Source organism: Pseudomonas sp. BN411 (assembly GCF_029871235.1).
GTDB lineage: Bacteria > Pseudomonadota > Gammaproteobacteria > Pseudomonadales > Pseudomonadaceae > Metapseudomonas.
On sequence record NZ_SSOM01000045.1, the window covers coordinates 12,129 to 33,745 of the forward strand.

General features: G+C 63.6%; 21 protein-coding genes. 12 read left to right on the forward strand and 9 right to left on the reverse strand.

The window, feature by feature from the left end; translation table 11 throughout:
• Window positions 1-526: 526 nt before the first annotated feature.
• Window positions 527-1,525 carry an alpha/beta hydrolase gene (locus E8F06_RS05965; protein WP_280365170.1) on the forward strand — a complete coding sequence of 333 codons (999 nt, stop codon included), beginning with the start codon at window positions 527-529 and terminating at the stop codon, window positions 1,523-1,525.
• Window positions 1,526-1,663: 138 nt separating this feature from the next.
• On the opposite strand, the gene glpD is transcribed toward E8F06_RS05965, so the two are convergent.
• The gene (gene glpD / locus E8F06_RS05970; protein ID WP_280365172.1) at window positions 1,664-3,193 is read right to left on the reverse strand and encodes a glycerol-3-phosphate dehydrogenase; all 1,530 of its coding nucleotides are present in this window, start codon (window positions 3,191-3,193) and stop codon (window positions 1,664-1,666) included.
• 137 nt (window positions 3,194-3,330) lie between these two features.
• On the reverse strand, window positions 3,331-4,089 hold the full coding sequence (locus E8F06_RS05975; RefSeq protein WP_280365175.1) for a DeoR family transcriptional regulator: 759 nt from the start codon (window positions 4,087-4,089) through the stop codon (window positions 3,331-3,333).
• Between the two features lie 101 nt (window positions 4,090-4,190).
• Here E8F06_RS05975 and ybaK point away from each other — a divergent pair, with 101 nt between their 5' ends.
• From ybaK to E8F06_RS05995, 4 genes are all read left to right on the forward strand, one after another.
• Complete coding sequence (gene ybaK, locus E8F06_RS05980) at window positions 4,191-4,661, forward strand: Cys-tRNA(Pro) deacylase (RefSeq protein WP_280365177.1); 471 nt, start codon at window positions 4,191-4,193, stop codon at window positions 4,659-4,661.
• An 89-nt stretch (window positions 4,662-4,750) separates the two neighbouring features.
• On the forward strand, window positions 4,751-6,238 hold the full coding sequence (gene glpK / locus E8F06_RS05985; protein ID WP_280365180.1) for a glycerol kinase GlpK: 1,488 nt from the start codon (window positions 4,751-4,753) through the stop codon (window positions 6,236-6,238).
• Window positions 6,239-6,260: 22 nt separating this feature from the next.
• Window positions 6,261-7,052: a transporter substrate-binding domain-containing protein gene (locus tag E8F06_RS05990; protein ID WP_280365182.1), complete on the forward strand. Its 792-nt coding sequence runs from the start codon at window positions 6,261-6,263 to the stop codon at window positions 7,050-7,052.
• Between the two features lie 101 nt (window positions 7,053-7,153).
• Window positions 7,154-7,936 carry a PhzF family phenazine biosynthesis protein gene (locus E8F06_RS05995; protein WP_280365185.1) on the forward strand — a complete coding sequence of 261 codons (783 nt, stop codon included), beginning with the start codon at window positions 7,154-7,156 and terminating at the stop codon, window positions 7,934-7,936.
• A 69-nt stretch (window positions 7,937-8,005) separates the two neighbouring features.
• Here E8F06_RS05995 and E8F06_RS06000 read toward each other — a convergent pair whose 3' ends face one another.
• Complete coding sequence (locus E8F06_RS06000) at window positions 8,006-9,115, reverse strand: ABC transporter ATP-binding protein (RefSeq protein WP_280365187.1); 1,110 nt, start codon at window positions 9,113-9,115, stop codon at window positions 8,006-8,008.
• Window positions 9,112-10,029: an ornithine carbamoyltransferase gene (gene argF, locus E8F06_RS06005; protein ID WP_280365189.1), complete on the reverse strand. Its 918-nt coding sequence runs from the start codon at window positions 10,027-10,029 to the stop codon at window positions 9,112-9,114. Before argF ends, E8F06_RS06000 begins: the two co-directional genes overlap by 4 nt.
• Before the next feature lie 371 nt (window positions 10,030-10,400).
• Between argF and E8F06_RS06010 the strand changes: the two genes are divergently transcribed.
• The 4 genes from E8F06_RS06010 (at window position 10,401) to grxD (ending at window position 15,198) form a co-directional block, all read left to right on the forward strand.
• Window positions 10,401-11,924 (forward strand): sensor domain-containing diguanylate cyclase, encoded by a 1,524-nt coding sequence (locus E8F06_RS06010; RefSeq protein WP_280365191.1) that lies wholly within the window; start codon window positions 10,401-10,403, stop codon window positions 11,922-11,924.
• A 183-nt stretch (window positions 11,925-12,107) separates the two neighbouring features.
• Window positions 12,108-12,533, forward strand: coding sequence for a hypothetical protein (locus E8F06_RS06015; RefSeq protein ID WP_280365192.1), 426 nt, complete (start codon window positions 12,108-12,110; stop codon window positions 12,531-12,533).
• A gap of 136 nt (window positions 12,534-12,669) precedes the next feature.
• Window positions 12,670-14,778, forward strand: a complete 2,109-nt coding sequence (locus E8F06_RS06020; protein WP_280365195.1) for a molybdopterin oxidoreductase family protein — start codon at window positions 12,670-12,672, stop codon at window positions 14,776-14,778.
• A 93-nt stretch (window positions 14,779-14,871) separates the two neighbouring features.
• Window positions 14,872-15,198: a Grx4 family monothiol glutaredoxin gene (gene grxD, locus E8F06_RS06025; RefSeq protein ID WP_280365197.1), complete on the forward strand. Its 327-nt coding sequence runs from the start codon at window positions 14,872-14,874 to the stop codon at window positions 15,196-15,198.
• Between the two features lie 99 nt (window positions 15,199-15,297).
• Here grxD and E8F06_RS06030 read toward each other — a convergent pair whose 3' ends face one another.
• From E8F06_RS06030 to E8F06_RS06040, 3 genes are all read right to left on the reverse strand, one after another.
• Complete coding sequence (locus E8F06_RS06030) at window positions 15,298-15,450, reverse strand: hypothetical protein (RefSeq protein ID WP_280365199.1); 153 nt, start codon at window positions 15,448-15,450, stop codon at window positions 15,298-15,300.
• Between the two features lie 6 nt (window positions 15,451-15,456).
• Entirely contained in the window at window positions 15,457-15,927 is a 471-nt protein-coding gene (bfr, locus tag E8F06_RS06035; protein WP_280365201.1) for a bacterioferritin, read from the reverse strand.
• Window positions 15,928-16,126: 199 nt separating this feature from the next.
• Complete coding sequence (locus E8F06_RS06040; RefSeq protein ID WP_280365202.1) at window positions 16,127-16,345, reverse strand: bacterioferritin-associated ferredoxin; 219 nt, start codon at window positions 16,343-16,345, stop codon at window positions 16,127-16,129.
• A 283-nt stretch (window positions 16,346-16,628) separates the two neighbouring features.
• Here E8F06_RS06040 and E8F06_RS06045 point away from each other — a divergent pair, with 283 nt between their 5' ends.
• Window positions 16,629-17,231, forward strand: a complete 603-nt coding sequence (locus E8F06_RS06045; RefSeq protein ID WP_280365204.1) for a peroxiredoxin C — start codon at window positions 16,629-16,631, stop codon at window positions 17,229-17,231.
• Window positions 17,232-17,353: 122 nt separating this feature from the next.
• Here E8F06_RS06045 and rnt read toward each other — a convergent pair whose 3' ends face one another.
• Both rnt and pyrC read right to left on the reverse strand, forming a co-directional pair.
• A complete protein-coding gene (rnt, locus tag E8F06_RS06050; RefSeq protein ID WP_280348939.1) occupies window positions 17,354-18,028 on the reverse strand; it encodes a ribonuclease T in 675 nt (224 codons plus the stop codon).
• Complete coding sequence (gene pyrC, locus E8F06_RS06055) at window positions 18,025-19,071, reverse strand: dihydroorotase (RefSeq protein ID WP_280365206.1); 1,047 nt, start codon at window positions 19,069-19,071, stop codon at window positions 18,025-18,027. Before pyrC ends, rnt begins: the two co-directional genes overlap by 4 nt.
• A gap of 167 nt (window positions 19,072-19,238) precedes the next feature.
• Here pyrC and E8F06_RS06060 point away from each other — a divergent pair, with 167 nt between their 5' ends.
• Together E8F06_RS06060 and E8F06_RS06065 are read left to right on the forward strand one after the other, a co-directional pair.
• Window positions 19,239-20,255 (forward strand): OmpA family protein, encoded by a 1,017-nt coding sequence (locus E8F06_RS06060; RefSeq protein ID WP_280365209.1) that lies wholly within the window; start codon window positions 19,239-19,241, stop codon window positions 20,253-20,255.
• A 129-nt stretch (window positions 20,256-20,384) separates the two neighbouring features.
• On the forward strand, window positions 20,385-21,602 hold the full coding sequence (locus E8F06_RS06065) for an argininosuccinate synthase (protein WP_280365211.1): 1,218 nt from the start codon (window positions 20,385-20,387) through the stop codon (window positions 21,600-21,602).
• Window positions 21,603-21,617 lie beyond the last annotated feature (15 nt).

The following is a 21,617-nucleotide window of genomic DNA, read 5'->3' on the forward strand; positions in this document are numbered from 1 at the left end:
GCCTGTTGATGCAGCCCTCTCCCCCAGCCCCTCTCCCGCAGGCGGGAGAGGGGTGACTCGCGCCGGATGTAACAAAGCAGTCCTGATGCATATTTATCGCCTGAAGGATTGCAGAAGCGGTGGGGCGGGGACTCCGCCCCTTCAGAAGGCCGAGCGGAATCGTTGCAGAGGGGGACGAGCGGCATGGATGCCGCGAGAGGCGTGTGGGGCCATGGATGGCCCCTCTCGCCGGGCCCCTGGAGCGACGATGGAGGGAGGGAATCCGGCGAAGCCGGGCCGGATGCAGGGGCAAGCCCTTTTGGTTTCTTTTGGGGCGACTGCCAAAAGAGACTCGCCGGGAGGCGAAACCAGAAACACCTACAGAACTCGGCAATCACCCTGGCTCAGGACGTTCTAGCCACTCTTTAAACGAACCCAACGACCGTTCGGCGCTGGTCATCAAACTGTCACGGTTCTGTGGCAGAGCGACACACGGAAATTCATCAGAATTGCGTTCGACTGGGGTTTTGCGTTCTGGATTTCCAACATGCGTGTGCTGATCCTGCTCGCCGCGCTCATTTGCGGCCTGCCTTCATTTGCTTTCGCCAACGCTCGCTGCGATGTGACCGTGCCGACGGAAACCGTCGACCTGGGCGAGGTGCGTCTGGCGTACCAGAGCGTGGGGCGCGAGCGCGATCCGGCACTGCTGATGATCATGGGCCTGGGTGGGCAGCTCATCCACTGGCCGGATGAGGTGGTAGAGCGCCTGTGCGAGAGCGGCTTCCGGGTGATTCGCTTCGACAATCGCGATGTCGGGCTGTCCGCCTGGATAGGTACCGCGCCTTCGGCGAACCTTCCCTATGAAGCGGTGCGCTATCGCCTGGGCCTGCCGGTGTCGGCGCCTTACGGCCTGCGCGACATGGCGCGTGATTCGCTGAACCTGCTGGACGCGCTGCATATCCGCCAGGCCCACGTCCTGGGCGCCAGCATGGGCGGGATGATCGCCCAGCACCTGGCGGACCTGGCCCCGGAACGGGTGCTCAGCCTGACCCTGGTGATGACCAGCTCCGGCGCCCAGGGCCTGCCGGCGCCGAGTGCAGCCTTGCTCGACCTGCTGGCGCGGCGCGAGGCGCCGAGCCGCGAGGTGGCCATCCAGCAACAGGCCGACCTGCTGGCCGCCCTCGGTAGCCCGGAGGTCAGTGATGATCGTGAGCAACTGGTCGAACAGGCCGCTCGTGCCTATGACCGTTCCTTCAATCCCGAAGGCGTGCAGCGGCAGATCCTGGCGATTCTCGCCGAGCCCAGCCGCGTCGACATGCTCAACCGCCTGCGGGTGCCGACCCTGGTGGTGCACGGCACCGCCGATCCGCTACTGCCGGTGATGCACGGCGTGCATGTGGCGGCGCATATCAAGGGTTCGGAACTGAAGCTGATTCCCGGCCTGGCCCATCGCTTCCAGGAAGCCTTCAAGGAGCCGCTGCTATCGGCGGTACTGCCGCACCTGATGGCCCATCGTCGTGCTGAGGGGCATGTGGCGCAGCTTTGATCGCTGTCGGCGCCTGATTTCGTCGGGGCTCTTGTGGGGGCGAATTCATTCGCGAAGGGATGCGTAGCGTCCCCCTATGGGACCCACGGCCGAACCTTCGGTCCGGTTAGCGAATGAATTCGCCCCCACATGTACACCTCAGGCCGCATCCGCCCGCGGCCGGCGCGGATGTTCGTGCTTCAGGTACTGAGCCAGGCGCGCCTGCTGGGTCGTACTCATGAACAGGCCGAGCTTGGTACGGCGCCAGAGGATGTCCTCGGCGCTGGCCGCCCATTCTTCCTGGCAGAGATAGTCCACTTCCCGCGTATAGAGGCCGGCGCCCAGGTGTTCGCCGAGGTCTGTCAGTTCGCGGACGTTGCGCAGCAGGTGCCAGCTGCGACTGCCATAGAGGTTGGCCCAGCGCCGGGCGATGTGGGTGGGCAGCCAGCCGAAGCTGGAACAGAGGGCCTCCACCAGGGCGCTGCGGCTTTCCATCTGTTCACCACCGGGCAACGGCGCGCTGGCGGTCCAGGGGCCCTTGGCGAAGGGGAACCAGGGCACGAGCTGCTGCAGGGCGGCTTCGGCGAGTTTGCGGTAGGTGGTGAGCTTGCCGCCGAACACCGAAAGCAGGGGGGCATCGCCGGGATGGGCGGAAAGGGCCAGGGTGTAGTCACGGGTCACCGCTGACGGATCGTCCGATTCGTCATCGCACAGCGGACGCACGCCGGCATAGCTGTGGAGGATGTCCTGCTCGCTCAACTGGCGCTTGAAATGGCAATTGACCACGTCCAGCAGGTAGCGGGTCTCTTCGGCAGTGATCGCCACCTCGGCCGGATCGCCGTGGTATTCGCGGTCGGTGGTGCCGATCAGCGTGAAACGCTCCAGGTAGGGAATCGCGAAGACGATGCGGCGGTCCTCGTTCTGCAGGATGTAGGCCTGCTCGCCGTCATGCAGGCGCGGCACGATGATGTGGCTGCCCTGGATCAGGCGCACGCCGTAGGGCGCCGCCTGCTTGAGGTCCTGCTCGATGAAGCGTGCTACCCAGGGGCCGGCGGCGTTCACCAGGGCGCGGGCGCGGATCGACAACAGGCTGCCATCGGCACGCTCCAGGTGGATATGCCAGAGGCCCTTGCTGCGGCGGGCGCTGACGCAGCGGGTGCGGGTATGCACATGGGCGCCGCGCTCGCGGGCGGCCATGGCGTTGAGCACCACCAGGCGGGCGTCGTCGACCCAGCAATCGGAGTATTCGAAGCCTTGGGTGATCTCCGCCTGCAGCGGGCTGCCGGCGCCGAAACGCAAGCCACGGGAAGCGGGCAGGCGCTTGCGCTTGCCGAGGTGGTCGTAGAGGAACAGGCCGGCGCGGATCATCCATGCCGGGCGCAGGTGTGGCCGGTGGGGCAGGATGAAGCGCAGCGGTTTGACGATGTGCGGCGCCTTGGCGAGCAGCACTTCGCGCTCGGCCAGGGCTTCGCGTACCAGGCGGAATTCGTGGTGCTCCAGGTAGCGCAGGCCGCCATGGATCAGTTTGCTGCTGGCCGATGAGGTGTGCTGGGCGAGGTCGTCCTTCTCGCAGAGGAACACCGATAGGCCCCGGCCAGCCGCGTCGGCGGCAATGCCGACGCCATTGATGCCGCCACCGACGATGGCGAGGTCATAGACCTCGGCGATAGGGGAATGGTTGTGATTCATGGGCAGGCACCAAGGTCGAAACTGAACTTTCAATGTTCATTTCCGAAAATAGCCTAGATGAGAGCGAACAAAATGACCAGCCCGATGCGCGGTTTCGCGCCAGGTGGTCATTGAAAATTCATGCGGGGGAGGGCGGGTCAGACCCGCTCGAGGTGCACCTTGTGCTCGGCCAGCAGGCGGCCCAGCGCGGGGGAGGGCTGGTGGTCGGTGAACAGACGGTCCACCAGTGCGATGGACCCTAGGCGAACCACGGCGTTGCGGCCGAACTTGCTGGAGTCAGCGGCGAGGAACACCTGTCGGGCGTTTTCGATGATGGCCTGGGAAACCCGCACTTCTTGGTAGTCGAAGTCCAGCAGGCTGCCGTCTTCATCGATGCCGCTGATGCCCACCAGGGCGTAATCCACCTTGAACTGCTGGATGAAATCCACCGCCGCCTGGCCGACGATGCCACCGTCGCTGCGTACGGTGCCGCCGGCCACCAGTACTTCGAAATCCGGCTTGTCCGCCAGTTGCGCAGCCACGTGCAGGTTGTTGGTGATCACCTTCAGGCCCTTGTGGCCCATCAGGGCGCGGGCGATGGCTTCGGTGGTGGTGCCGATGTTGATGAACAGCGAGGCGTGGTCGGGGATGTACTCGGCCACCGCATCGGCGATGCGCTGCTTCTCGTCGCGGTTCTGCCCGGCGCGCATGGCGTAGGCGGTGTTCTGGATGCTCGACGCTTCGCTGGCCGCGCCACCGTGGGTACGCCGCAGCAGGCCGTGTTCAGCGAGCTGGTTGATGTCGCGGCGGATGGTCTGCGGGGTGACGCCGAAGGCCTGGGCCAGTTCGTCAATGCTGACGTAGCCACGTTCGCGGGCGAGGTCGAGGATGTCTTGTTGCCGTGGGCCCAGGTTCATGCTGGCTCCTTGTTTTGCGCGGCATTATAGCGGTGGGCTGTCGAATCACCGCTTTTCCGCTAAGGTACGCCGAATCTGTCGCAGGATTTTCACAATCGAACATGACTCCCGCCATCGATCTGCTGAAGAAAGCCAAGGCTGAGCACAAGGTGCACAGCTACCACCACGATCCCAAGGCGCCTTCCTACGGGCTGGAGGCTGCCGAAAAGCTCAACCTGGACCCGGCTCGGGTGTTCAAGACCCTGCTTGCCGCCACCGAAAAGGGCGAATTGCTGGTGGCCGTCGTACCGGTGGCCGGGACCCTCGACCTCAAGGCCCTGGCCCACGCTGCCGGCGCGAAGAAGGCCGAGATGGCCGACCCCAACCAGGCCCAGCGCAGCACCGGCTACCTGGTGGGCGGCATCAGCCCGCTCGGGCAGAAGAAGCGCCTGCGCACCTTCATCGACGGCAGCGCTCGCAACTTCGACACCGTCCACGTCAGCGCCGGCCGGCGCGGGCTGGAGGTCGAACTCTCGGCCGACACCCTGGCGACCCATACCCAGGGAAGTTTCGCCGACATCGGCCGCCCCTGAGGAATCGCCCACGATCCGCCGCGCAGGGTTGGCGGGATCGTGGACAGGCTCGAAACTGACAACAAGAACGCCAACAAGGAAGCATCCCCATGGCCCAATACCTGCTCGCCATCGACCAGGGCACCACCAGCAGCCGTGCCATCGTTTTCAGCGCCCAGGGCCTGCCGGTGGCGCGCGCCCAGCAGGAGTTCAAGCAGTACTTCCCCAAGGACGGCTGGGTGGAGCATGACGGCGAGGAAATCTGGCTGACCACACTCAAGGTCTGTCGTGAGGCCATCGAGCAGAGCGGCCTTAACCCTGCCGATATCGCCGCCATCGGCATTACCAACCAGCGTGAGACGACCCTGGTCTGGGACGCGGTGACTGGCACGCCCATCCACCCAGCCATCGTCTGGCAGGACCGCCGCACCGCGGACTATTGCGCCTCGCTCAAGGCCGCTGGCCACGAGGCAGATGTGGCCAATCGTACCGGCCTGCTGATCGACCCCTATTTCTCCGCCACCAAGCTGCGCTGGGTGCTGGAAAACGTGCCGGGCGCCCGTGAGCGCGCCGAGCGTGGCGAACTGCGTTTCGGCACGGTGGATTGCTTCCTGCTGTGGCGCCTGACCGGCGGCAAGGTGCATCGCACTGACGCCACCAACGCCTCGCGGACTCTGCTGTTCAACATCCACAGCCAGCAGTGGGACGCGGAACTGCTGCGCCTGTTCGACATTCCCGAAAGCCTGCTGCCGGAGGTGCTGGACTGCGCGGCGGAGTTTGGCGATACGGATGCGGCACTGCTCGGCGCCAGCATTCCGGTACGCGGCATGGCCGGCGACCAGCAGGCGGCGCTGATCGGCCAGGCCTGCTTCCAGCCGGGAATGGTGAAGAGCACCTACGGCACCGGCTGCTTCATGATCCAGAACACCGGTGACCAGCCGGTGGTTTCGCGCAACCGTCTGCTGACCACCGTGGGATACCGCCTGAATGGCAAGGTGAGTTATGCGGTGGAAGGCAGCATCTTCGTCGCCGGCGCCGCTGTGCAGTGGCTGCGTGACGGCATCAAGCTGATCAGCCACGCCCGCGATACCGAGGCCCTGGCCGAGCAGACCGGCGACGCCTGTGGCGTGTACCTGGTGCCGGCCTTCACCGGCCTCGGCGCTCCGTACTGGGACCCACGCGCACGCGGCGCCATCTTCGGCCTGACCCGCGATACCGGCATCAAGGAAATCGTCACCGCCGGGCTGCAATCGGTCTGCTACCAGACCCGTGACCTGCTGGAGGCCATGGCCCAGGACGGTGCCGCCGCGCCCAGCGCCCTGCGCGTGGACGGTGGCATGGTGGAGAACAACTGGGTGATGCAGTTCCTCTCCGACATCCTCGGGGTGCCGGTGGAACGCCCGGAGGTGACCGAAACCACGGCCCTGGGCGTGGCCTACCTCGCAGGTTTGCAAGCCGGGCTCTATCGCGATCTGGACGAAGTGGCCAGCCACTGGCATCGTCAACAACGCTTTGCCCCGCGTATGGCCGAAGAGCATCGCAAGAAGCTCTATGACGGCTGGCTGGATGCCGTTCAGAGGGTGCGCAGCGGGGCCTGATGCCGCAGGGACAGGAGGCACAATGGGGAAAGGGCGGGGATGGCTGAAACGCCGCTGGCAGGTACTGGCGCTGCTGATCGTTCCTTTGCTCTTTCCTACGGCTCGCGCTGAAACCCTGGTGATCGCCGGGGATATCTGGTGCCCGATCAATTGCCAGCCCGGCTCGCCACGGCCGGGCATCTTCGTCGAGCTGGCGCGGGAAATCTTCGGCGAGGCCGGCATCAAGGTGGAATACCGCGTGGTGAACTGGGCCCGCGCTGTCCACGACACCCGAAGCGGCCGCCTGGATGCGCTGATTGGCGCCGGTATGCAGGATGCCCCCGACTTCATCTTCACACCCAGCGCGCCGGGTGTGTCACGCATGTGCTTCTACGTCGCCCCCGGCAGCCAGTGGCGCTACCGGGGCCTGGAGTCCCTTGCCGGGGTACGACTGGGCAGCATCAACAGTTACAGCTATGGCCAGGAGCTCGACACCTACATTCGCATCAAGCGGAACGACCCGGCGCAGGTGCAGGTGGTATCCGGCGACCAGGCCCTGGACATGAATGTGGAAAAGGTCTTGCTGGGGCGCATCGACGCCACCATCGAAAACGCCTGGGTGATGGACGCCTTGCTCGCCAGCACTGGGCAGCAAGGCAAGTTGGTGAAGGCGGGTTGCCGTACGCCGGACGTGCCCATTTACCTCGCATTCTCGCCGGCGCTGAAAGCCAGCGCGCGTCATGCTGCGGTGTTCGAGGCAGGGCTCAAGCGCCTGCGAGAGTCCGGGCGGATGAACGCGCTGCTGCAGCGCTATGGCCTGCCTCCACTAGACTGATTTTGCTGTACCCCCGATAAAAGCTGGCCGCTGTACGGCGCGCGGGACGCTGATGGCTGGCAAGCTGGTTTTTCCCACCCCGCTTCAAAAAGGAGCTTGTGATGCAGCTGGAATTCCATCAGGTCGACGCCTTCACCCAACGCCCATTCGGTGGCAACCCGGCGGTGGTCTATCGCCTCGACGCCTGGCTCGATGACCAGCTGATGCAACGCATCGCCGCCGAACACAATCTGTCGGAGACCGCTTTCCTGGTGAAGGAGGGCAGTGCCTGGCACATCCGCTGGTTCACTCCCAAGGCCGAGGTGCCGCTGTGTGGCCATGCCACTTTGGCCAGCGCCCACGTGCTGTTCGAGCTTTATCAGGAACCGGGCGACCGCCTGGAGTTCATGAGCAAGTCCGGCGAGTTGCGGGTGAGCCGTGAGGAGGAGGGGCGTCTGGCCCTGGATTTCCCCGCCCAGGTTCCCCAGGAGGTGGGTGTGACTCTGGAACTGGAGCATGCACTCGGCGTTGCCCCGGTGGATGCCCTGGGGGCCAACTTCTTGCTGGCGGTGCTGGATTCGGAGCAGGCCGTGCGCGAATGCGCGCCGGACTTCAAGGCTCTGGCGAAACTGCCCTGGTCGGGGGTGATCGTCACTGCGCCGGGGATGAAGCATGACTTCGTCTCGCGCTTCTTTGCCCCGGTGATCGGTATTGATGAAGACCCCGTAACCGGCGCAGCCCACTGCGCGCTGATTCCCTACTGGGCGAATCGCCTCGGCAAGCGCGTGCTACGCGCCGAACAGTGCTCCGCGCGCAGTGGCGATCTCTGGTGCCGACTCGACGGTGATCGGGTGAGCATCGCAGGGCATTCGGTGCTGGTGGCCAGCGGCAGGCTTTGGATATAGGGCGCGAAGCGATCGAAAAGCTCTGATTGGCTTTCGGTCAGAGCACCACCTTCTACGAACGTGGATGTTTCAGAGTGCGCCGCTGATGCGGCGTACGCCGGAATCCTGGGGCGTGAAGTGGGCGGCGACGCTGCCCTGGGCCGGAAACACCACCAGGTGATCGGCGGCGATGCGGATGCCGACTTCCTGTCCGGGCTGGTGGTCGGCATGGCTGGGGAAGATCGACTCCAGCTGGCTGCCAGTGGCCAGCTGCAGGCGGTAAAGAGTCGCGGCGCCGAGGAAGGTCTTGCCGATCACCTTGGCGCGCAGGTCACTTTCCGGCGCATGCACGATGTCATCCGGGCGCAGCAGCACGTCCACCGCCGATCCCTGCGGCCAGGTGTAGGCGCGGTTGCCGCGGATGGTGCCCAGTTCGGTGTTCACCGAATCGGCCGAAATCAGCTGGCCACGGATGAAATAGCCCTGGCCGACGAAGCTGGCGACGAAGGGGGTCAGGGGCTCGTGATAGAGGTTGTAGGGCGTATCCCACTGCTCCAGCAGGCCGTCCCTGAACACGCCGACATGGTCGCTGACCGCGAAGGCCTCTTCCTGGTCGTGGGTCACCAGGATGGCGCTGGTGCCGCGAGCCTTTAGGATCTCGCGGACTTCCTGGCTCAGGCGGCGGCGCAGTTCGCCATCGAGGTTGGAGAAGGGTTCGTCGAGCAGTAGCAGGCGCGGCTCGGGCGCCAGTGCACGGGCAAGCGATACGCGTTGCTGCTGGCCGCCGGACAGCTCGTGGGGATAACGCTTGGCCAGGTGGCCCAGCTTCACCAACTCCAGCAGTTCGCCAACCTTGCCTTCGAAGCCGGGTTCCTTGCGGATACCGAAGGCGACGTTCTCGGCCACGGTCAGGTGCGGGAACAGGGCGTAATCCTGGAACACCATGCCGATGTGACGCTTCTCCGGCGCGAGAGTGAATCCGGCGCGGGAGATGATGTCGCCGGCCAGCTCGATCTCGCCCTCCAGCACCGGCTCGAAACCGGCGATGGCGCGCAGCGTGGTGGTCTTGCCGCAGCCCGAGGGGCCGAGCAGGCAGCCGATGTCACCGGCATTCAGATGAAGGTTCAGACCCCGCACAACCTGCTGGTCGTGGTAACCGCAAGTGAGGTTGCGCAGGTTGAGGAGCATTTCGCGATTCATGCGTGATGGGCGTGTTCTACCAGCAGTTCGAGCAGGGCCTTTTGGGCATGGAGACGGTTTTCCGCCTGGTCCCAGGCCACCGAACGGGGGTCGTCGAGCAGGTCGACGCTGATCTCTTCGCCGCGGTGGGCCGGCAGGCAGTGCATGAATATCACGTCCTCCGCGGCCAGGTCGAGGAGCGCCTTGTTCACCTGGTAGGGGGCGAACAGCGCCAGGCGCTTGGCGGTTTCTTCTTCCTGGCCCATGGAGGTCCAGACGTCGGTGCTGACCAGGTGGGCGCCGGCCACGGCTTCGCGCGGGTCACGCACGACCTTGACGCGGTCGCCGGCCTGGGCGAGGAACACAGGATTGGGTTCGTAGCCTTCGGGGCAGGCGACGCGCAGCTGGAAGTCGAACTGCATGGCCGCCTCTATATAGGTGTTGCACATGTTGTTGCCGTCGCCGATCCAGGCCACGGTCTTGCCCTGGATGCTGCCGCGGTGCTCGAGGAAGGTCTGCATGTCGGCCAGCAGCTGGCAGGGGTGCAGGTCATCGGACAGGCCGTTGATCACCGGCACACGGGAGTGGGCGGCGAACTCGGTCAGCGTGCTGTGGGCGAAGGTGCGGATCATCACCGCATCGAGCATGCGCGACATGACGATGGCGCTATCGCTGATGGGCTCTCCACGGCCGAGCTGGGTGTCGCGCGGGGACAGGAAGATAGCCTGGCCGCCGAGCTGGATCATGCCGGCCTCGAAGGAGAGGCGGGTACGGGTGGAGGCCTTCTCGAAGATCATGCCCAGCACGCGACTTTTCAGAGGTTCGTAACGCACGCCTCGGTTGCGCAGATCCTTCAGCTCGGTGCCTCGACGGATCAGGCTGTTCAGCTCCTGGGGAGTGCAGTCCATCAGGGAGAGAAAATGCCTAGCGCTCATGGTTACTACCTTTCTTCTTTTGTCACTGGCCGCATGTCCTGGCCGGGTGTTGCGGGAACAAAGCAGGCGGGACGGGCGGTCAAAGCCGCACGTGGCGACGATTTAGGGGGAAGGCGCGATCTTATAAGGAAATGTCGCGCTTTTCCAATATGCGCTGGAGGCCGCGTCGTTCGTGGCTATGCGCCTGACGGGGCGGCACTGGCCGGGGCACTCCGGTGCTATCGGAAAGGCCGCTCTAGCTCGCCATTCGCGCCGGGGCGGAGGTTGTACAACGACCTCGGGGGTGGCGGCAATCACCCATCGCTCCAGATTGTTTCGACCAGGGCGCTTGTCTAAGGTGTGTCCACACGCAGGCAGCGAGGAGTATGCGGATGGCCGGAACCGGTCCGGAACCCGTTCAGGGCAATCCGGGAACTCGACGTTCCCTGTGGCTGGCCTACGCCTTGCTGCTGGTGGCCGGTTTGGGCGCCATTCTGGTTAACCTGGCGCAGGTCCTGGATTCCAAGCAGCTCTATCTGCGGGAGGCGGACAAGGCCAACGCCAACCTGGCGTACTCCATCGCCCAGCATGCCCAGGAGTCCATAAAGGAAGCCGATATCGTCCTCAGCGCCCTGGTGAACCTGCTGGAGCGGGGCGAGACCAGTGCGGATGCCATCGACCAGTTGCTGCTGACCTTCAAGCAGCGTGCCCCGCAGCTGGCCGGGGTGTTCGTCTACGACGCCGAAGGACGCTGGCTCCACTACACCAACCCGCCGCCCACGGTGGACGCGAACAATGCGGATCGCACCTATTTCCAGCATCACCGCCATTCGGTGAGCCGTGACACGGAGGTGAGCAGTCCGCTCCGCAGTCGTTCTACCGGCGAGTGGATACTGCCGGTTTCACGCCGTTTCAATGACAAGGAAGGTCGATTCGCCGGCGTCGTGCTGGCGAGCATCCGCATCGATCACTTCCGCGAGTTCTACAAGCACTTCGACATCGGAGCGCAAGGCAGCATCCTCATCACCATGAACGACGGCACCATCATCTATAGGCGGCCGGAGGATGTCGGGGGTACTGGAGAGAGCATGGCCGGCAGCTACATGTTCCAGTACGACCTCAAGCGCTCGCCCGTGGGTGTCGGGGGGAGCATTTCAACGCTCGACGGGGTGGACCGGGTCTATGCCTACCGTGCCCTGGACCATTTCCCGCTGGTAACGGCCGTGTCCATGTCCCGCCAGGAAGTGCTGGCCGAATGGGGACGCAAGGCGGCGATGGTCGGCAGCCTGGTCGCGGTTCTGGTACTGGCGTTGATCGTCGTCGGCGGAGGACTGGTGGCGCGGATGCGCAAACGCATGGCTGTCGCCCAGAGCATCGCGCAGGAGAACCGCGAACTGTTCCACCTGGCCAACCGCGACAGCCTGACCGGCATCGCCAATCGCCGGCAGTTCGATCAGGCCCTGCAGGTCGAGTTCCACCGCGCCGCCACAGTAGGTTCACCCCTGGCGCTGGTGATGATCGACGTCGACTACTTCAAGGCCTACAACGACCGCTACGGCCACCAGGCCGGCGATGTCTGCCTGAAGGCAGTGAGCGATGTGCTGCGTCGCTTCAAGGTGCGCGCCGGCGATACGGTGGCGCGTTACGGCGGTGAAGAGTTCGCGGTGCTGTTGCCACACACCGACCTGGCCGGCGCGCGGTTGGTGGCGGAGCGGATTCTCCAGGCGGTCTACGAGCGGGGGCTGGCCCATTCCGACAACCCCACCGGCGTGGTGACGGTGAGCGTGGGCGCACACAGTCTGGTGCCCAGTCCCGACGACCATCCCGAGCAACTTCTGGAATGGGCCGACACCGCCCTCTATCGCGCCAAGAGCGGTGGGCGCAATCGGGTTTGCCTGGTTGAGCCTACGTCCTGAGGTAATTCGGGGCGGAACCGGCGGGAAAGTATCTGAGAGCCCTTTAGGAATGCATGAACTGATGCTCCAAGCCGTCGATTGATAGGTTTGCGCGTCCCCGGAATCGAGTGGTTCCGGGGATGGCTCCCGCATATGGAAAACCTGCGGAGCCGCTCAGACTTTCAACGATCCATGGAGATTCCAATGAAGAAGTTCCTCGTTCCCGCTGCCCTCGCTGCTCTGACGGGTTGCAGCAGCTACAACGTCAGCCAGCCGAGTTCGCCGCTGAATGGCAGCGTGAAAACTGATCTCAAGGCCGACGTCGCCGTGGGTGAGCAGATCAGCGGACAGTCCGAAGTGAACATCCTGTTCAACTTCCTGCAGTTCGGCGGAGACTCCCAGTTCGCGGATGGCGTTGCCTATGGTGGCGACACTGGCGGTGGTCTGCCCTTCGGTCCCGATCCCATCTCCGCAGTGAAGTCCGCTGCTGCTTACAAGGCCGTCAAGGAATCCGGCGCCGACCTGATCGTGGCGCCTCGCTACGAGCTGACCGTGCAGGACTACATGGTGTTCAAGAAGGTGACCGCCAAGGTGACCGGCAACAAGGGCACCATCAAGTCCATCCGCTGACCGCGTTGGCGAATCGGCAGGCCTGATGCCTGCCGATTCATGGCGCTGACGCTGCTGGCCGATCGGCCAATCTGGCTCCATAGTCTTCTCCTTGCGACCCGACCGGTCGTCTCGAACAAGAACATGAGGCCAGGCAATGACCAAGACCCTCCATCACCGTGCGTGCCATCTTTGCGAGGCCATCTGCGGCCTGACCATCGAGACCGAAGACCAGGAAGATGGCAGTCGCCGCATCCTGTCCATCAAGGGCGACGCGCAGGACAGCTTCAGTCGCGGCCATATCTGCCCCAAGGCCGTGGCCCTGCAGGACATCCAGAACGACCCGGACCGCATTCGCCAGCCCATGCGCCGCGCCGGCAACGAATGGCTACCCATTGAATGGGATGAAGCCTTTGCCCTGGTTGCCGAGCGCCTGGCCGATATCCAGGCGCGCCATGGCAATAACGCAGTGGCCGTGTATCAGGGCAACCCGAGCGTGCACAACTATGGGTTGATGACCCACAGCAACTACTTCCTCGGCCTGCTCAAAACCCGCGGGCGCTTCTCCGCCACCTCGGTGGACCAGTTGCCCCATCACCTGATCAGCCAGCAGATGTATGGCCACGGCCTGCTGATCCCGATTCCCGACATCGACCAGACCCGCTTCATGCTGATCCTCGGCGGCAACCCGCTGGCCTCCAACGGCAGCATCATGACCGTGCCGGATGTGGAAAAGCGCCTGAAGGCCCTGCAGGTCCGGGGCGGCAAGCTGGTGGTTGTAGACCCGCGACGCAGCGAAACCGCAGCCATGGCGGACCAGCACCTGTTCGTGCGTCCGGGGCAGGATGCGGCACTGTTGTTCGGCCTGCTCAACACCCTGTTCGAGGAAGGATTGGGGCGCGCGACTCACCTCCAGGTAGAGGGGCTGGAGCAGGTTAGGGCGGCCATCGCCCATTTCACACCCGAAGCCATGAGCCAGCGCTGCGGCATCCCGTCAGAGCAGATTCGCCAGCTGGCGCGGGAATTCGCTGCGACCGAGAGTGCGGTTTGCTATGGCCGCATGGGTGTTTCCACCCAGGCCTTCGGCAGTCTCTGCCAATGGCTGATCCAGCTCATCAACCTGGTCACGGGCAACCTGGACCGGGTCGGTGGTGTGCTCTGCACCGAGCCGGCGGTGGATCTGGTGTCCGCGACCTCTGGCGGGCATTTCAATCGCTGGCAGAGCCGTGTATCCGGCCTCCCCGAGTACGGCGGCGAACTGCCGGTGGCGGCGCTGGCCGAAGAGATGCTCACGCCCGGCGAAGGGCAGGTGAGGGCGCTGGTGACGGTCGCCGGCAACCCGGTGCTGTCCACGCCCAATGGCCGCCAGCTGGAACAAGCACTGGACGGCCTGGAATTCATGCTCAGCATCGACCTCTATATCAACGAGACGACCCGTTACGCTGACCTGATCCTGCCGCCCACCGCGCCGCTGGAGCACGAGCACTACGACACCACCTTCAACCTCTTCGCCGTGCGCAACGTCACCCGCTTCAACGAGGCCGTGCTGGCCCGGCCGGCCGGAGCAAAGCACGACTGGGAAATCTTCGTCGGCCTGGCCAAGGCCTTTGCCGCCCGTACCGGTATCGAGCTCAAACCTACCCTGGCGCCTGAACAGATGATCGACCTTGGACTGCGCGCCGGCCCCTATGGCGACCGTTCCGAACACAAGCTGTCCGTGGCGCGCCTGCGGGAACATCCCCATGGCATCGATCTGGGAGCGCTGAAACCCAATCTGGCCGGACGCCTGAAGACGGCCAGCGGCAAGGTGGAGGCTGCCCCCGCGATCCTGCTGGGCGACCTCGACCGCTTTGCTGCGCAGCCTGTACTCCGGGAGGGACAACTGATGCTGATCGGCCGCCGTCACGTACGCAGCAACAACTCCTGGATGCACAACTACCACCGACTGGTGAAGGGCAAGCCGCGTCATCAGTTGCTGATGCACCCGAACGACCTGGAGGCTCGCGGGCTGGTGGATGGCCAGCGGGTCAAGGTGCGTTCGCGGGTGGGCGTGATCGAGGTGGAGGTCGGCGCCAGCGACGACATGATGCCCGGTGTGGTCAGCCTGCCCCACGGCTGGGGTCACGCACGTCCCGGGGTTCGCATGGGCATCGCCAGCGAGCAGCCCGGCGCCAGCGCCAACGACCTCACTGACGAGCGCCATCTGGACGCGGTTTCCGGCAACGCGGCACTCAATGGCGTTCCCGTGGAAGTGGTGGCCGCCTGAAGGCATGGAGAGTCCGAGCGCACCGCTCGGCTTTCCGTTACAATGCCGCCATCCTGCCGACTCACCAGTCGGAAAGTTCAGCCGAGGTGCCCAATGGATATCATCGAAACCATCAAAGAGCAGATCGCCAACAACACTGTCCTGCTGTACATGAAAGGCTCGCCGAACGCTCCGCAGTGCGGCTTCTCGGCCCGCGCCGCGCAAGTCCTCATGGCTTGCGGCGAAAAGTTCGCCTACGTGGACATCCTGCAGAACCCGGAAATCCGCGCCAACCTGCCGAAATACGCCAACTGGCCGACCTTCCCGCAGCTGTGGGTAGCCGGTGAACTGGTTGGTGGTAGCGACATCATCACCGAGATGTTCGAAAAGGGTGAGCTGCAGACCCTGGTCAAGGATGCCGTGAGCAAGGCCAGCGCCTGATCCGTCATTCAATGAAAAAGCCCCGCCAAGTGCGGGGCTTTTTCATTGCTGCCTGGCAAACAGCATTCCGGAACCTGGGGGAAATGTACGGCGTACCGGTCAAGGAAGTTGGGTCACGGATAGTGGGCGTAAGTTCAGTTCGGGAAGTTCTGTCTTATTTCCCGCTGCCATTTGCCAATTGGAAATATTCCCGTTTTCCATTATTTCAAAGGCAAATAAAAAGCCCCGCAATTGCGGGGCTTTTTTAATCACGCTGGATTACTCGTCCATCTGCGACTGCAGGTAGTTTTCCAGGCCAACCTTATCGATCAGGCCCAGTTGGGTTTCCAGCCAGTCGATGTGCTCTTCCTCGGACTCGAGGATCTCTTCCAGCAGTTCGCGGCTGCCGTAGTCACCCACGCTTTCGCAGTAGGCAATGGCGGTCTTCAGGTCCGGTATAGCCTGCTGCTCCAGCTTCAGGTCGCTGGACAGCATTTCCTTGGTGTTCTCGCCGATCATCAGCTTGCCAAGGTCCTGCAGATTCGGGAGGCCTTCGAGGAAGAGGATGCGCTTGATCAGCTTGTCCGCATGCTTCATCTCGTCGATGGACTCGTGGTATTCGTGTTCGCCCAGTTTCTTCAGGCCCCAATCTTCATACATGCGGGCGTGCAGGAAGTACTGGTTGATCGCAACAAGTTCGTTGCCGAGGATCTTGTTGAGATGCTGAATGACTTTCTTGTCGCCTTTCATGTGGAGTCCTGCCGTAGGTGGGAGATTTATGAATTCTGAGCCTGGCAGCTAAGTGTGTCAAATCTAAGCTATTGAATTTCAAATGAATTTGAATATTAATAAGAATGTTTAACTTCTACATTTGAACTCTAAATAGTTGAAAAACAGGCACAAAAAAACCGGACGCTGAGGTCCGGTTTCCTGTGTTTCCGCCGAATGGTCAGGCGATGGCGTAGGCCGCGGGGTAGGCGAGGGCTGTCTGGCTGCTCTGCACCTCGGCGAGGGTCTCCTTGACCACCTGCTTGGCCAGGCACGCGCACTTGCCGCATTGGGTGCCCACTTCCAGTGTGTTTCGTACTTCGCGATAGCTGCAGCAGCCTTCATAGATGGCTTCGCGAATTTGACCGTCAGTGACACCTAGACAGAGACAGACGTACATAGCACTCAGAACTCAGGGGAGTGGTTGGATGGAGGGGATACTAATAGTAATGAGAATGATTGTCAAAGATATGCTTGAAAGGCCCGGACCAGAGGCCTTCCCGCGTTCCCGGACGGTGTTTCGCCGACATTGACCCGCTAGTCGAAAGCGGTGGGCGGGGCTACCTGCCGAGTGTATTATTGCCCGTCCTTTTGGAAGCGGGTGTCATGGCGCCGCCACATTGGTTGGCCAGGCTGTGACCCCCGGCCCCACTGATTACTCATGACAACTCAGGAGACATTCAATGAGCGTACTCGTAGGCAAGCAGGCTCCGGACTTCACCGTTGCCGCCGTTCTGGGCAATGGCGAAATCGTTGACAGCTTCAACCTGTCCTCGGCCATCAAAGGCAAATACGGTCTGGTGTTCTTCTACCCGCTGGACTTCACCTTCGTGTGCCCGTCCGAGCTGATCGCCCTGGACCACCGCATCCCCGAATTCAAGGCTCGCGGCGTGGAAGTGATCGGCGTATCGATCGACTCCCACTTCACCCACAACGCCTGGCGTAACACCCCGGTGGACAAGGGCGGCATTGGCCCGGTCAAGTACACCCTGGCTGCCGACATGAAGCACGAAATCGCCAAAGCCTACGACGTAGAGTCCGAAGACGGTGTTGCTTACCGTGGCGCTTTCCTGATCGACAAGAACGGCGTTGTGCGTTCCCAGATCGTCAACGACCTGCCGCTGGGCCGTAACATGGACGAGCTGCTGCGTCTGGTCGACGCCCTGCAATTCACCGAAGAGCACGGCGAAGTTTGCCCGGCCAACTGGAAGAAAGGCGACAAGGGCATGACCGCTTCTCCGGAAGGTGTCGCCCAGTATCTGTCCGAAAACGCCTCTTCTCTGTAAGCGTTTCCAGCTAAAGAAAAAGCCCGGCAAATGCCGGGCTTTTTCATGTCTGGGTGTTGGTAGGAGCCAGCTTGCTGGCGAAGCTTCGCGAGCAAGCTCGCTCCTACAACTGGATGCCGAGGTCAGTCCTCGTCGTCGATCCAGCCGCCCATTTCCTTCCAGCGGTTGACGATGCCGCAGAACAGCTCGGCGGTCTTCTCGGTGTCGTAACGCGCCGAGTGCGCCTCGCGGCCGTCGAACTCGATGCCAGCGGCCTGGCAGGCCTTGGCCAGCACGGTCTGCCCGTAGGCGAGGCCAGCCAGGGTCGCGGTGTCGAAGCTGGAGAAGGGGTGGAACGGATTGCGCTTGAGGGCCGTCCGGTTCACCGCCGCATTGAGGAAGCCGAGGTCGAAGCTGGAGTTGTGGCCGACCAGGATGGCGCGCTTGCAGCCGTTGGCTTTGATCGACTTGCGCAGGCCGCGGAAGATTTCCGTCAGCGCGTGCTCCTCGCTCACCGCCATGCGCAGCGGATGGTCCAGCTTGATCCCGGTGAACTCCAGCGCCGCCTGTTCGATGTTGGCACCCTCGAACGGCTCGATGCGGAAGAAGTGGGTGTGGTCCGGATAGAGGAAGCCCTGTTCATCCATGGCGATGGTGGTCGCCGCGATTTCCAGCAGGGCGTCGGTGGCGGCGTTGAAACCGCCAGTCTCCACGTCCACCACAACCGGCAGGTAGCCACGGAAGCGCGCCGCCATGGGGTGGCGCGGGCCGGACGGCAGGCTGCCGTCCAGTTCGTCGTCGTAGAGGTCCTCGCTCACGCTTGCTCCTCCAGCAGACGCCAGCGCAGCTTCTCGCCGGCGCGCAGCGGTACTACCACCTGCTCGCCCAGCGGCAGGGTGGCCGGGGCGGTCCACTCCTCGCGCACCAGGGTGATGCGGTCGGTGTTGCGCGGCAGGCCGTAGAAGTCCGGCCCGTGGAAGCTGGCGAAGGCCTCGAGCTTGTCCAGCGCGTTCCGCTGCTCGAAGGCTTCGGCGTACAGCTCGATGGCCGCGTAGGCGGTGTAGCAGCCGGCGCAGCCGCAGGCGGCTTCCTTGGCGTGCTTGGCATGGGGCGCCGAGTCGGTGCCGAGGAAGAACTTGGCGTTGCCGCTAGTGGCGGCGTCCAGCAGGGCTTCCTGGTGCACGTTGCGCTTGAGGATCGGCAGGCAATAGAAGTGCGGTCGAATGCCGCCAACCAGCATGTGGTTGCGGTTGTACAGCAGGTGATGGGCAGTGATGGTGGCGCCGACGTTGGCCGAGGCCGACTGCACGAACTGCACCGCGTCGCCGGTGGTAATGTGTTCGAACACCACCTTCAGAGTCGGGAAGCGCTCGACCACACGGGTCAGGTGCTCGTCGATGAATACCTTTTCGCGGTCGAACACGTCGATCTCGCCACGGGTCACTTCACCGTGGACCAAGAGCAGCATGCCGACTTCGGCCATGGCTTCCAGGGCCGGGAAGATCTTGTCGACGCTGGTGACGCCGGAATCCGAGTTGGTGGTGGCGCCAGCCGGATAGAGCTTGGCTGCGTGCACGAAACCGGAAGCCTTGGCCGCGCGGATGTCCTCCGGGCTGGTGCGGTCGGTGAGGTAGAGCACCATCAGCGGCTCGAATCGGCTGCCGGCCGGGCGGGCAGAGAGGATGCGCTGGCGATAGGCGTCGGCTTCCTCGGCATTGCGGACCGGGGGCACCAGGTTGGGCATGATGATGGCGCGGCCGAAGGTGCGGGCAGCATCGGCGACGGTATGGGCCAGGACGGCACCATCGCGCAGATGGATGTGCCAGTCGTCGGGACGCAGGAGGGTCAAACGGTCGGACATGAGGGGCTTCCAGGCGGGCAGAACTGGGCGGACATGCTACCGGAAAAGCCCTTCCGGGGCACGCAGGGCAGGAGCTGGCGACAGCCTCACGAGTAAAACCGCGCTCAAGTTTTTCCGCTTGGCACCGATATCCAGCAGGAACGCCGTAATTCCCCGTGGAGCCCGCCGTGCGCCAGCGCTATCTCGTCTTCCTGAGCTTGTTCGCCAGCCTGCCGGCCATGGCCATTACCTTCCAGACGCGTCTGGAGAAAGTGGAATGGAAGGTCGAGGGGGATAAGTTCGAATGCCGGCTATCGCAGCCCATCACCGACTTCGGTTCGGGGGAGTTCGTGCGCCGGGCGGGCGAGCAGGCCACCTTCCGCCTGAAGGCGCGCGAGCGCTGGATGGGCGCCGGCTCGGCGACGCTGCTGGCGGCTGCGGCGCCCTGGCAGCCGGGGAGGGGAGACATCAACCTTGGCGTGGTCAGTGTCGGCGGCGGTGAAGTGCCTTTCAACAGTTCTCAGCAACAGGCCGGTCGTCTGCTTACCGGCTTGCTGGAAGGACGCAGCCCGCTGGTTCGCCACCGTACCCTGCAGGGCGGCGACTCCATGGAAGTCCGCCTGCTGCCGGTGAAGTTCAATCAGGCCTACCAGGATTACCTGGCCTGCACCGCCAAGCTGCTGCCGGTGAACTTCGACCAGGTCAAGCATGTGCAGGTCGGCTTTCCGGGCAGCGGCATGGAGTTGGACGACATGGCGCGGGCGAAGCTGGAAATCATGCTCGACTTCATCAAGGCTGATCCCAGCGTCAATCACATCGAAATCGACGGTCACTCCGACAACAGCGGCAACCGCCTGACCAACCGAGACCTGTCGCGCCGCCGCGCCCTGGCGGTGTACGACTACTTCAAGGCCAACGGCTTCCCCGAAGCGCAGATGGTCATGCGCTTCCATGGCGAGCGTTATCCGCTGGCACCGAACAACAGCTCGGCCAACCGGGCGAAGAACCGTCGCGCCACCGTTCAGTTGTCTCGCGTCGACCTGCCCGTGGAAGCGCCAGCCGCCGCCCCTGCTCCAGCACCTGCACCCGCTGAGTCGCCCGCTCCGGCCAAGCCTGGTGTTCCCGCCGCCGCGCCGGCCGCACCGCCTAGCGCGCCGGGTGTCCAGGGCGCCACTCCCGCTGCCCGGACTCCGACCGGGTCCTGACCCTGCCGCTCGTCGCGCAACTGACAGAATCTGTCGCCTCGTCGTCATAAGCTGTCGCGACACTGTAATTTGGCCGCCAGGGTCAGTAGAATCACGGGTTTTTCGTACAACCCCCGTGGAGTTGATGGCATGGCGGACGTAAAGAAGGTTGTCCTGGCTTATTCCGGTGGCCTGGACACCTCGGTGATCCTCAAGTGGCTGCAAGATACCTATAACTGCGAAGTGGTGACCTTCACCGCTGACCTCGGCCAGGGCGAGGAGGTCGAACCGGCCCGCGCCAAGGCTCAGGCAATGGGCGTCAAGGAAATCTACATTGATGACCTGCGCGAAGAATTCGTTCGCGACTTCGTGTTCCCGATGTTCCGCGCCAACACCATCTATGAAGGCGAGTACCTGTTGGGTACTTCCATCGCCCGTCCGCTGATCGCCAAGCGCCTGATCGAAATCGCCAACGAGACCGGCGCTGACGCCATCTCCCACGGCGCCACCGGCAAGGGCAACGACCAGGTGCGCTTCGAGCTGGGCGCCTACGCCCTGAAACCGGGCGTGAAAGTGATCGCCCCCTGGCGTGAGTGGGACCTGCTGTCCCGCGAAAAGCTGATGGACTACGCCGAGAAGCACAACATCCCAATCGAGCGCCACGGCAAGAAGAAGTCCCCGTACTCCATGGACGCCAACCTGCTGCACATCTCTTATGAGGGCGGCGTGCTGGAAGACACCTGGACCGAGCACGAAGAAGACATGTGGAAGTGGACCACTTCCCCGGAAAAAGCGCCGGATACCCCGACCTACATCGAGCTGACCTACCGCAATGGTGACATCGTCGCCATCGACGGCAAGGACATGACTCCGGCCCAGGTGCTCACCGAACTGAACCGCGTCGGCGGCATCAACGGCATCGGCCGCCTCGACATCGTCGAGAACCGCTACGTCGGCATGAAGTCCCGCGGCTGCTACGAGACCCCCGGCGGCACCATCATGCTCCGTGCTCACCGTGCCATCGAGTCCATCACCCTGGACCGCGAAGTCGCGCACCTGAAAGACGAGCTGATGCCGAAATACGCCAGCCTGATCTACACCGGTTACTGGTGGAGCCCGGAGCGTCTGATGCTGCAGCAGATGATCGACGCCTCGCAGACCAACGTGAACGGCGTAGTTCGCCTGAAGCTGTACAAGGGCAACGTCATCGTGGTTGGCCGCAAGTCCGACGACTCCCTGTTCGACGCCAACATCGCCACCTTCGAGGACGATGCCGGCGCCTACAACCAGGCTGACGCCGCTGGCTTCATCAAGCTCAACGCCCTGCGCATGCGCATCGCCGCAGGCAAGGGCCGCAAGCTGTTCTGATAAGCTTGTAAGCAG

Bases quoted from the DNA above. Each gene is read 5' to 3' on its own strand.
- argF (WP_280365189.1), bottom strand. From the start codon at position 10,029: ATGAGCGCTAGGCATTTTCTCTCCCTGATGGACTGCACTCCCCAGGAG.
- bfr (WP_280365201.1), bottom strand. From the start codon at position 15,927: ATGAAAGGCGACAAGAAAGTCATTCAGCATCTCAACAAGATCCTCGGC.
- E8F06_RS06020 (WP_280365195.1), top strand. From the start codon at position 12,670: ATGACCAAGACCCTCCATCACCGTGCGTGCCATCTTTGCGAGGCCATC.
- E8F06_RS06015 (WP_280365192.1), top strand. From the start codon at position 12,108: ATGAAGAAGTTCCTCGTTCCCGCTGCCCTCGCTGCTCTGACGGGTTGC.
- E8F06_RS06010 (WP_280365191.1), top strand. From the start codon at position 10,401: ATGGCCGGAACCGGTCCGGAACCCGTTCAGGGCAATCCGGGAACTCGA.
- E8F06_RS06000 (WP_280365187.1), bottom strand. From the start codon at position 9,115: ATGAATCGCGAAATGCTCCTCAACCTGCGCAACCTCACTTGCGGTTAC.
- E8F06_RS05975 (WP_280365175.1), bottom strand. From the start codon at position 4,089: ATGAACCTGGGCCCACGGCAACAAGACATCCTCGACCTCGCCCGCGAA.
- E8F06_RS05990 (WP_280365182.1), top strand. From the start codon at position 6,261: ATGGGGAAAGGGCGGGGATGGCTGAAACGCCGCTGGCAGGTACTGGCG.
- E8F06_RS05965 (WP_280365170.1), top strand. From the start codon at position 527: ATGCGTGTGCTGATCCTGCTCGCCGCGCTCATTTGCGGCCTGCCTTCA.
- ybaK (WP_280365177.1), top strand. From the start codon at position 4,191: ATGACTCCCGCCATCGATCTGCTGAAGAAAGCCAAGGCTGAGCACAAG.
- E8F06_RS05995 (WP_280365185.1), top strand. From the start codon at position 7,154: ATGCAGCTGGAATTCCATCAGGTCGACGCCTTCACCCAACGCCCATTC.
- glpD (WP_280365172.1), bottom strand. From the start codon at position 3,193: ATGAATCACAACCATTCCCCTATCGCCGAGGTCTATGACCTCGCCATC.
- pyrC (WP_280365206.1), bottom strand. From the start codon at position 19,071: ATGTCCGACCGTTTGACCCTCCTGCGTCCCGACGACTGGCACATCCAT.
- glpK (WP_280365180.1), top strand. From the start codon at position 4,751: ATGGCCCAATACCTGCTCGCCATCGACCAGGGCACCACCAGCAGCCGT.
- grxD (WP_280365197.1), top strand. From the start codon at position 14,872: ATGGATATCATCGAAACCATCAAAGAGCAGATCGCCAACAACACTGTC.
- E8F06_RS06040 (WP_280365202.1), bottom strand. From the start codon at position 16,345: ATGTACGTCTGTCTCTGTCTAGGTGTCACTGACGGTCAAATTCGCGAA.
- E8F06_RS06065 (WP_280365211.1), top strand. From the start codon at position 20,385: ATGGCGGACGTAAAGAAGGTTGTCCTGGCTTATTCCGGTGGCCTGGAC.
- E8F06_RS06045 (WP_280365204.1), top strand. From the start codon at position 16,629: ATGAGCGTACTCGTAGGCAAGCAGGCTCCGGACTTCACCGTTGCCGCC.